This window comes from Clostridium sp. UBA2485 (assembly GCF_002341865.1).
Lineage (GTDB): Bacteria > Bacillota > Clostridia > Clostridiales > Clostridiaceae > Clostridium_J.
The window spans coordinates 70,718-81,695 of record NZ_DDOV01000003.1; the positions used below are offsets into that span (position 1 = coordinate 70,718).

The window sequence follows — 10,978 nt, forward strand, 5'->3', positions numbered from 1 at the left end:
AAGCTTAGAAGCTTCCCATGTTTTATGGGAAGCTTTTTTTAATATAAACTATTCAGCTACTTCTATAAACTTAAATTCAGTAACATCAAATAAACCCTTATCTGTTATCTTTAGAGCTGGTATTACTGGTAATGATAAGAAAGATAGTGTTAGAAATGGATTAAATTTTATATTTGGCGATATTTCATTTATAGCTTCATGTAGGTTATGTAAGTCTGAAGTTACTTCATTTAAATTCCTGTTGGTTATAAGACCTGCAATTTCAAGTTGGATTGATGCAAGAACTCGCTTATTTTTAACTACTATTATACCTCCACCTATTTTCTGAAGCTCATTTGCAGCAAAAATCATGTCTTCATCATTGCATCCACTAACAATCATATTATGAGAATCATGTGCTATAGTAGTAGCTATAGCCCCTTCTTTAATATTCAAGCCTTTAATAATGCCTAATCCGATATTTCCATTTCCCTTATGTCTTTCTATAACTGCTATTTTAATTAGATCTTTTTCTATATCAGCAATAAACTTTTCTTTATTACTTAATTCATCGACATTTACATTTAAATGATTGCTTTCTAATTTATTTGGTATAAGTTCAATAACATTTAATTTACTTTTATCTATTAAATCAATTTCAAAACTTTTTTCAGTAAGTTTAGGAATATTGATACTATTTTTAATATCGTATGTATATTCATCTTTTTTTACTTCATTTATTAATTTATTATTCTTTACTACCAACTGTCCATTTTTATAGACAGAATTTATTTTAAAGTTCTCCAAATCATCTAATATTATAAAGTCTGCTATAAATCCTGGAGCAATAGCACCTTTATGTTTTAAGTTGTAGCATTCTGCTGTATTTAAGGTAGACATTTGTATTGCTGTTTCAGCTTTTAATCCATGTTTAACAGCCATTTTAATTGAATGATCTACACTACCATTCTCTATTAAATCATCTATATGTTTATCATCTGTACAAAAACAAATTCTTCTTGAATTTGCTATACTAGTAACCTTAATCAGTTCTTTAAGATTTTTTGCTACAGTCCCCTCTCTTATAAGTACATACATACCTCTTCTTAATCTATCTATAACCTCTTCCCCATTATGACATTCATGATCTGTTGTAATATTAGAAGTTGTATAGACATTAATCATAGTTTCATCAAATCCTGCACCATGCCCATCTATAACTAACCCTTTTTCTTTTGCATCCCATATTTTATTAATCATATTTTCATCACAATTTAATACTGCTGGAGAATTCATAACTTCAGCTAGACCTAGTACTCTGTCATTATTATAAAATGGCTTTAAATCTTCACTGTCCAAATTTGCTCCAGAGCTTTCAAAGCTAGTAGCTGGTACGCAGGATGGAAGCATAAAATAGAAATCTAAAGGAAGGTTCTCACTTAATTTCATCATAAGTTCTATTCCTTCACTCCCTAAAACATTTGCTATTTCATGAGGATCTGTAACTATTGAAGTTATTCCATGAATAAGTGCTGCTTTATAATATTCCTTTGGAGTTGTTAAAGAAGACTCTATATGAGCATGTGCATCAATAAGTCCTGGACATATATATTTATTAGTACCATCTACAATAGTTTGGCCATCATAATTTCCTAACCCCACTATATATCCATTTTTTATAGCTACATCGCTAATAAATATATCATTTTGAAATACATCTATAATATTTACGTTCCTAATAACTAAATCACATGTTTCATGTTTTGCTGCCGCTCTAATTTGTTCTTTAAAAATTCTCTTGTTCATTAAAACAATCCACCCTTTAAAAATATTTAACCTTCGTGGATTACTTCTTCATAGTTATACTATTTACGGTAGTATAGTAGAAACACCCAAACCTTATTATCGGGCTTATACAAAGGTTATTGCTACTTATTATATTTAAATCCTATACCTTTGTCAAAAGATTATTTTCTTTAATAAATTTTCTATAAAAAATTAGTATATCACTTAAAAAAAACATCAATTTAAAGCTTCTCTCCAAAAGAGAAGTATCCTCAATTGTCCATTGCCAATTTTCAATTCTCAATTTCTAACCTTTATAGAATTGATAGTATAATTTGATTTCTATAAGAGGTTGCTACATTACTTCAAAAGTATATCAATTTAAAACTTCTCTCCAAAAGAGAGGTATCCTCAGTTGTCCATTGTCAATTTTCAATTCTCAATTTCTAGCCTTTATAGAATTGATAGTATAATTTGATTTCCATAAGAGGTTGCTATATTACTTCAAAAATATATCAATTTAAAACTTCTCTCCAAAAGAGAAGTGTCCATAATTGTCCATTGTCAATTTTCAATTCTCAATTGTGTAACCTTGTATCATTGACAGATTACTTTGAATAGTATAGAATATGTTAAAAAATACATACTATAATAAAGCGATGATGAGAAGAGTAGATAAATTATTTCTTTTACAGAGAGCCTTGGCAGCTGAAAAAAGGCAAAGAAAAGTTTAGGCATCTGAAAGAAAATAATGAATCAGTATGTTCCCCTATTTTGCATCATACTGCGTCAGCAGAACCCCCACATAGTAACAACTATGAGTGGAACCTGCTTCCTTGCCTGATACAAAATAGAAAAACATCTTTAATCCATTATTTTCTTTCAGATGCCCTATCGAAACAAGCCTCTGAGCTTCATACCGATCCTTTAGTAATGTAAAATTTACTTTAATGGGGAGGCTATGACAGGAGCTCCTGTTACAGAGCTAAGGTATAAGTAGTTTAATTTTATTTTAACTTAAAATCATTTTAATCACTACCGTACCTGATAAGGTTAGTATGGTAACATATTAATAAATTGGGGTGGCACCACGAAGATAATAGCTCTCGTCCCCAAGACTAATAAGTCTTGGAGGTGAGAGTTTTTTATTAGGCACATTCAAAAAATAAACAAGTCAGTATGATAGACTATTTTGTGTCATACTGCGTCAGCAGAACCCGCTGATAGCTCTACTAGCACCGGAACCTGCTTTCTTGTCTGACGCAAAATAGTCGTCTCATCTTTGACTTGTTATTTATTTTCATGTACCTTATTTAATTTTATTACCATTATTTTTTATAAAAGGGAGGATTTAAAATGTGTCACTCAGCAAATAAAAATGAAAATATAATTGTTCAAAATTTTATAGATAAAGTTGTGGAGGAAGATATTAAAAATAAGAGCTTTAGCAGAGATATCTGTACCCGTTTTCCACCAGAGCCAAATGGCTACCTTCACATTGGCAGTGCTTATGCTATTAGTGTTAGTTATGATATTGCTACTAAATATGGTGGAAAATTCAACTTACGTTTTGACGATACTAATCCAGTAAAAGAAAATATTGAATATGTAGATTCTATTATTGAAGATATGAAATGGATTGGCTTTGATCCTGAAGATAGAATTTATTATGGTTCTGACTATTCAGATATGATATATGAATTTGCCCTTAAACTAATAAAGTGTGGAAAGGCATATGTTTGTGATTTAACCCCAGAAGAAATACGAGAATATAGGGGTACGCTAACTACAGCTGGGAAAAATAGTCCTTATAGAAATAGGACTATAGAAGAAAACCTTGATTTATTTGAAAGGATGAAAAATGGTGAATTTCCCACTGCTTCAAAGGTTTTAAGAGCTAAAATAGATATGTCTTCACCAAATATAAATCTTAGAGATCCTATAATATATAGAATAAACTTTGCTCATCACTACAGAACTGGCGATAAATGGTGCATCTATCCTATGTATGATTTTGCTCATCCATTACAAGATGCCATAGAAGGTATCACTCACTCACTTTGTTCCATTGAATTTAAGGATCATAGGCCCTTATATGAATGGTTCTTAAAAGAGCTTGATATTAAAGAACCTCCAAAACAAAGAGAGTTCGGAAGATTAAATTTAACTGGAGTCCTAACTAGCAAAAGATATTTAAGAGAACTGGTATTTGGTGGTTATGTGGATGGATGGGATGATCCAAGATTACCTACCCTTAAAGGATTACGTCGCAGAGGAATTACACCTGAAAGTATAAAAGATTTTCTATTACAAATAGGTGTATTTAGAAATCAAAGTACTATTGATATCTCTTTGCTAGAGCACACTTTACGTCAAGATTTAAAATCTAAGGTAAATTCTGTTATGGGAGTTTTAAATCCACTAAAAGTTACTATAACTAACTATGATGAAAATAAAGTAGAATATTTAGAAATTGAAAATAATAGTGAAAATCCATCGCTAGGAACTAGATTATTGGCTTTCTCAAAGACTTTATATATTGAAAGAGAGGATTTTATGGAAAATCCAATTAAGGGATTCCGCAGATTATCTCCTGGGAAAGAAGTACGATTAAAAGGAGCCTATTTTATAAAATGTGAAGATATAGTTAAAGACCCATCTACTGGCGAAATAACAGAACTACTTTGCAGCTATGATCCTGAAACTAAAAGTGGTTCTGGATTTACTGGTAGAAAGGTTAAAGGAACAATTCACTGGGTATCAGCTAATCATGGAATTAAGGCAGAGGTACATCTTTATGATAAATTGATTTCTGATGAAGAATTATTAAAGGACAACTCAAAACCTTGGGAGGAAAGAATAAATCCAACTTCCCTAATAAAACTTAAAAATTGTATATTAGAGCCTTCTTTAAAAGATGCACCTATAGAAAGTAAATATCAATTTATTAGACATGGATACTTTTGTGTAGATAAAAAATATACTTCTGATAAAAACCTAGTATTTAATAGAATAGTATCACTAAAAGATTCTTGGAATAAGAAATAACTTAAACTATTTGACTAATTATTTACTATTATATCTAGATAGAGTGTGGTAAAATACACACTCTATTATTTTAACTTGCTCTAATACTATTAACTATTTTGTATATAAATACAATGTACCATTTTTAGGTCTTTTTATACTTTTACCTTTAAATCCTCTGTTTTTAAGTTTCTTTTGTAATGTATTCATAAAAAATCCATGACAAACAATTAGTATATTTTCATTTAAGTCTAAATCTATATTAGATAAAAACTCATCTATTCTCTTTTCCGTATCTTTTCTACTTTCCTTTTGAGATTTATGGTGAAAGAACCACGCATATCTTCCACTTATAGCCCAAAATCCATATGGTAATTTAATATTACTTTTAAATATTGGTGATATAGGTACTTCTCTTAACAAGTAAGTTTTTACTATTTTTTCTTTAAATACGCTTTCAGCAGTTTTAATAGCTCTATACAAATCACTAGAGAAGCATTTATCCCACTTAATATGTCCTAAATCTATCTCATTTTTTATAATCTCATCTTCATCATAGTTCTTTACCCATGCCTCAAACTCATCTGATGTCATAAATAAAACTTTATCACACTCTACTTTAAAGTGTCTTATCAATCCTATGTTCATAATATCCCCTTTAGCTCTCTCCTGTAATTTTAAAATATATTTTATAGCACCTCCAAATTTGAATTAGCAGCTAAAAAAGTGATGGTAAAAATAGTCCCCTCTTTAACTTTGCTATTAACTTCAATCATCCCATCATGACTTTCTACTATAGCTTTAGAAAGAGCTAGTCCAATTCCTACGGATTCTGTTTTCTTACTCCTTTTCCCTTTATAAAATCTTTTAAATATATTATGTATATCTTTCTTAGGAATTCCTTCTCCATTATCCTTAATAATAATTCTAATACACACCGGTGTCCTTTCTGTAAAAATTTCTACTTCTCCACCCTCTGCTGTATGCTCTAGTGAATTTTTAACTATATTTATAATTGCTTCACTAAGCCAATTTGAATCATGTACCATCATAATTTGGGAGTCTTTTTTATTAAATATAAGGTTTATTTTTTCCTCTTCTGCTTTTCCTTGAAGTGCTTCAACAGCATCCTTAACCGTTTCATTTATATCATAATTATTCTTTTCAAACTTTATTACTCCAGCATCCAATTTAGCAACTTTAAGTAAACTTTTTACAAGCCATTCAATTCTATTTAATTGTTTCCCACTATTTTCTAAAAATTCTTTTCTCTTCTCATCATCCAAATTCCTATTTAAAAGTATGTCATTATATATTATTAAAGATGATATAGGTGTTTTAAGCTGATGTGAAATATCTGAAAGTATATCTACTAAAAAGCTTTTCTCTTTTTGTATAGCTAAAAAATTATTCCTTATAATTACTCTCATATTGTTGAAAGAATAGGCAAGTTTTGCAAAAGTTCCTTCCGCATTTTCATAAATTCCAACATCAAAATTGTATTCTACTATATTTTCTGCAGCCATTATAAGCCTTTCAAGTCTTTTATAAATTCTTATATATTGAATAGAATTTTGTAAAAATATAATAATAAAAAATATTACTAAACAGCTAAGTATGGCTTTTAAAGCCATATTATAACTATCATTCATTGTTGGTATAAACTTTATTTCTAGATTTTCATTAAAGCCATATTCACTTAATACTTTTCTACCTACTTCTATACTTTCTTCATTAGCCCCTTTTGTTATCACAGGAATTATTTCATCACTTAATTCTGGATGATTTTTAATTATTTCACCTGCTAAAGCCATGGTGCTTTCTGTATAATTTATTTTTATCTTATTATAACTTCTATTCATTATAAAAAAAGATGTTATTAACATAATAAAGGCTAATACTAAAATAATTAATGAACTTCTTTTTAGTTCTGGATTAGTAAAATATTTAGTCATGACTCACTACTCCTTTTCAACTTCCAAATGCCACTCATACCCAAGACCTCTTTTAGTTTTTATATATTCAGGATTTGAGGAATCGTCTTCTATTTTTTCTCTAATCCTTTTTATATATACAGAAAGAGTATTTGTATCAAAATATGCTCCCGAACCGTCTATCAATTTATCTAATATCTCTTCTCTACTCATCATCTTTTGAGGATTCATCATAAAATTTAAAATAAGTTTATACTCTTGTGAAGAAAGTATTATCTCTTCTCCCCTTTTTTCAACTTTTGCAGTTTCTGTATCTAAAACTATATCTTTAGATTTAAATATATGTTTTTTATAAACTTCATTTCTAAATCTTCTTTGAATAGCCTTGATTCTTGAAATAAGCTCTTTTACCTTAAATGGTTTTACTATATAATCATCTGCTCCAATGTCTAATCCTAAAACAATATTTACCTCATCATCACAAGCAGTTAAGAATATTATAGGCACTTCACTTTTGCCTCTTATATATTTACATACATCATAACCACTTCCATCAGGAAGCATTACATCTAATATGATTACATCAAACTCTTTTTCATTAAAAACTTTTAGAGCTTCTTCTACATCTTCAGCTCTTGTAACCTCAAAGCCTTCATCTTTAAGGGTAAATTCAATACCTAAAGCTAAACCTTCATCATCTTCTACAAGAAGTATTCTATTCATAAATTTAATCCCTCCTATTTAACTTTATAAAATGATTATATAAAATTATATAAAAAAAACAAAGCTCTGTTCCATATTTTCACAGAGCTTCTAAAGTATCTTTAATTCTTAATTGATAAACTATTAATTTATTGTTCTCCTCTTATTACTTCAACAATATTTTCTTTTTTAATTCTATTTAAAGGCTTTATTACTGCTATCACTCCTATAAATATAGACGCCCCAGCAGCAATACTTATAGTTTTCCAAGGAATACCCCATTTAAATCCCATTATACCTATCATTGAAGATGACATAAAGTATGATAGTATTGTTCCAAGAATAGCTCCCAAAAATGAACCATATACACCGTAAAGAATTCCTTCAGTCAAAATCATTGATCTTATGTTTTTATAAGTCATTCCTAATGCACTTAATGATGCAATTTCTTTTCTTCTTAAGATTAAATTAGTAGTTATAGTATTTATTATATTTACTACTCCAATCAGTGATACTACTGCTACAAATCCATATAATAATATATTTATTTGAAGATTGTTAGCTCTAGTCTCTTCTGCTTCTTTACTAGTATTCATAACCTTTATTCCATTCATATCCCCCAAAGGTTGAAGCCATTTTTCAAATTCCTTTTCTTTCTTTTCATCCTTTAATATTATTCCTGCGGATTTATAAGGAATTTTTTCAATATCTATATTAGATATATTTTTCATAACATCCTGTGAAGTTATTATCTTCAAATGGTTGGGATTACCATAAAGCGGATATGGTGCATAATCTACTACTGCTGATACTTTGACCTTTATCATATCATCTTTATTAAAATTATTTATTTCATTATTTTCTTTTAAATTTTTTGCATTTATAATAGACGCATTCTTATGAATATAGAAGCTATCTCCAACTTTTAAATTGGTAAGAGGAAGTTCATAGTATTTATCTTTCCCTCTAAACATCTGATTCTTTACAAGTATAACACCATTTTCTTTAATCATCTTTTCTTTATCTACTTTACCACTAGTTATATAACTTTCAGTATTTTTAAGCTTTATATCATCATATACATCAAAGAGTATATCTAATGAAGTCATTTCTTCTCCATTAAAATTTGTTTTATTATATGTATGTGGTGCAGCTTCAGTTATTACCTTTTCCCTTTTATCATTTGAAATTACTGCTCTTGACACATAATTTTCATAGTCCACGTATAACTCTTTAACTTCATTATTATTTTTTATTTTATTTATTATGTGTTCAGTTATAGTACTTTTTCCATCTATTAAAAGCCAATTATCATCTAATAAGCTTATAATCTCAAAATTATTTTTTTCATCTTCTGATTTATGTGGTGTAAAATTAACAGTCATATTTATAAAAGAGGTGAAAAATATAAATAATGTAACACTTATTATCATCGAGAATACTGTAATTCTAAATCTCTTTTTATTTCTTTTTATATTTTTAAAAGCCATTAATCCATTTATATTTAGTAATTTCTTTACTAATTTACCTCTATTTTTCTTTATCTTTTCTTTTGTTATAGAAGCCCTGCTACTAATTGCTATTAGAGGAGATATTTTTCCTGCAAATTTTGCTGGTATTAATGCCGATATATATATTGAAATTAATCCAACTACTGCACTTATACCCAATATCTTGTAAGATATAACCACATCTAAGGACCCAAAAGCACTGCTAGACATAATTTTAAATATCTGAGCTATGGCCCACATTGCAAATATACCACATAAAATTCCTATTGGAACTCCTATTAAACTTATTAAAGCAGCTTCTCTTAATACTATTTTTTTTATTTGTTTTGGAGTTGCACCTACTGCTCTTAAAAGTCCAAATTGTTTTATTCTCTCAACTACACTTATTTGAAATGAGTTATATACAACTGCTATTGTTGCTATTATTACTATAGTAATTATCAGCCCAGCTATATGATTTAAACTATTATTTATAGATTTATTTTGTCCTTTTCCTAAAAGTCTTAATAAATCTTCATTAGTTGATATATTTTTAAATGTACTTTTTAATTCCTCTACTGTATCGGAAATATCCGCCTTTTTAGATATAGTTGCGAATATTTGAGATTTTTCCACATCAAAATTATCACAATAAACAACTCCTGTAGATGCTCCACTCAATTGACTATAGGAATTATTTTTAATTAATCCTGTAATTTTAAATTCCTCTAATTTCCCATTTTCAAGTTGTAATTTTATAGTATCTCCTAACTTAGGAGTATTATCAATATAATTTAATACCCAACTTTCTAAGGCTATTTCTCCATCTGCTTTTGGAATTTCTCCCTCAACAGCTTTATATGGTAAAAGCTCTAAAGCATTTTTATCAAGTTTCACTAACTCTATAGACTTCGATGATTTCAAAGGAACTTTATCCCACTGCTCCCTAAGTCCAACTTTTTCTATTTTAGGATTATTTTTAATTTTATCATAATCCTTATTATTTAAATTAGTAATAGCAATATGAAATGAACCAGCACCCTCTATAGCATCTTCAATAAAAGTATTTTGCATACTTTTTATAAATAAACCTATAGATGTAATAAGTGCTACAGAAAGTATTATTCCACAAATTGTTAATACAGTTCTTTTTTTATTGTGCTTTAAATATTTATTAGTTATATCTTTATAGCTTTTCATAATACTTCCTCCTTCTATTCAATTCTTTCATCAGATTTCAGCTCACCATCTACTATGGTTATAACTCTATCCGCTTGCTCTGCTATACTCATATCATGAGTTATAACTATTAATGTCTGATTATAGTTTTTAGAAGAAAGTTTTAAAAGCTCTATTACCTCTTTACTATTTTTACTATCTAAATTTCCAGTAGGTTCATCTGCGAGAATTATAGATGGTTTATTTACTAATGCCCTTCCAATAGAAACTCTTTGCTGCTGACCTCCAGATAATTCTGAAGGCAGGTGATTTCTTCTATCGTTTAATCCAAGCATCCATAATAGTCCATCCAAATATGTTTCATCTATTTTCTCTTTATCCAGCAAAGCTGGCAGTGATATGTTTTCTTCTACATCTAAAACCGGTATCAAATTAAAAAACTGAAATACAAATCCTATATTTCTTCTTCTAAATATAGCTAATTTTTCTTCATTNNCCTTACCTGAAGTTGGTCTATCAAGACCACCTAACATATGAAGTAATGTACTTTTTCCTGAACCAGAGGCCCCTACTATTGCAGTAAATTCTCCTCTGTTTATAGAAAAAGATACGTCTTTAAGTGCTTCTACTTTATTATTACCATCGCCATAAACTTTTGATAAATTTTCAACCTTTAGTATTTCCATGTTAAATCCCTCTCTTTTAACTTTATCTTCAATATAAATTTACATCTATAAAAATATTCATTGGTGTGACATTCTTCTTCCTAACTGCCTAACCACAACTATATTATATTTTTATAGCTACTTTATAACAATAACTACTCTCTTACTCATAACGCAGAACTCTTACATATCTGTAAGATATGGGGACGGTTCATTA

At 28.8% G+C, this 10,978-nt stretch carries 7 protein-coding genes and 1 riboswitch; of the genes, 1 reads left to right on the top strand and 6 read right to left on the bottom strand.

What is annotated here, in order from left to right; all coding sequences use genetic code 11:
- Window positions 1-48 precede the first annotated feature (48 nt).
- On the bottom strand, window positions 49-1,785 hold the full coding sequence (ade, locus tag B3603_RS00520) for an adenine deaminase (RefSeq protein WP_291559505.1): 1,737 nt from the start codon (window positions 1,783-1,785) through the stop codon (window positions 49-51).
- Between the two features lie 31 nt (window positions 1,786-1,816).
- Window positions 1,817-1,918: riboswitch (purine riboswitch) on the bottom strand.
- A 1,202-nt stretch (window positions 1,919-3,120) separates the two neighbouring features.
- Here ade and B3603_RS00525 point away from each other — a divergent pair.
- Entirely contained in the window at window positions 3,121-4,812 is a 1,692-nt protein-coding gene (locus B3603_RS00525; RefSeq protein ID WP_291559507.1) for a glutamine--tRNA ligase/YqeY domain fusion protein, read from the top strand.
- A 93-nt stretch (window positions 4,813-4,905) separates the two neighbouring features.
- On the opposite strand, the gene B3603_RS00530 is transcribed toward B3603_RS00525, so the two are convergent.
- From B3603_RS00530 to B3603_RS00550, 5 genes are all read right to left on the bottom strand, one after another.
- Window positions 4,906-5,439 carry a phosphoglycerate mutase family protein gene (locus tag B3603_RS00530; RefSeq protein ID WP_291559509.1) on the bottom strand — a complete coding sequence of 178 codons (534 nt, stop codon included), beginning with the start codon at window positions 5,437-5,439 and terminating at the stop codon, window positions 4,906-4,908.
- 41 nt (window positions 5,440-5,480) lie between these two features.
- Window positions 5,481-6,746 (bottom strand): sensor histidine kinase, encoded by a 1,266-nt coding sequence (locus tag B3603_RS00535; RefSeq protein ID WP_291559511.1) that lies wholly within the window; start codon window positions 6,744-6,746, stop codon window positions 5,481-5,483.
- A 6-nt stretch (window positions 6,747-6,752) separates the two neighbouring features.
- On the bottom strand, window positions 6,753-7,448 hold the full coding sequence (locus B3603_RS00540; RefSeq protein ID WP_291559513.1) for a response regulator transcription factor: 696 nt from the start codon (window positions 7,446-7,448) through the stop codon (window positions 6,753-6,755).
- 128 nt (window positions 7,449-7,576) lie between these two features.
- Complete coding sequence (locus B3603_RS00545; RefSeq protein WP_291559515.1) at window positions 7,577-10,117, bottom strand: ABC transporter permease; 2,541 nt, start codon at window positions 10,115-10,117, stop codon at window positions 7,577-7,579.
- A gap of 14 nt (window positions 10,118-10,131) precedes the next feature.
- Window positions 10,132-10,782 (bottom strand): ABC transporter ATP-binding protein, encoded by a 651-nt coding sequence (locus B3603_RS00550; protein ID WP_291559517.1) that lies wholly within the window; start codon window positions 10,780-10,782, stop codon window positions 10,132-10,134.
- Window positions 10,783-10,978: the final 196 nt, after the last annotated feature.

What these genes read in the sequence shown, in the direction of transcription:
- B3603_RS00545 (WP_291559515.1), bottom strand. Translation starts at nt 10,117, where the DNA reads ATGAAAAGCTATAAAGATATAACTAATAAATATTTAAAGCACAATAAA.
- B3603_RS00525 (WP_291559507.1), top strand. Translation starts at nt 3,121, where the DNA reads ATGTGTCACTCAGCAAATAAAAATGAAAATATAATTGTTCAAAATTTT.
- ade (WP_291559505.1), bottom strand. Translation starts at nt 1,785, where the DNA reads ATGAACAAGAGAATTTTTAAAGAACAAATTAGAGCGGCAGCAAAACAT.
- B3603_RS00530 (WP_291559509.1), bottom strand. Translation starts at nt 5,439, where the DNA reads ATGAACATAGGATTGATAAGACACTTTAAAGTAGAGTGTGATAAAGTT.
- B3603_RS00535 (WP_291559511.1), bottom strand. Translation starts at nt 6,746, where the DNA reads ATGACTAAATATTTTACTAATCCAGAACTAAAAAGAAGTTCATTAATT.
- B3603_RS00540 (WP_291559513.1), bottom strand. Translation starts at nt 7,448, where the DNA reads ATGAATAGAATACTTCTTGTAGAAGATGATGAAGGTTTAGCTTTAGGT.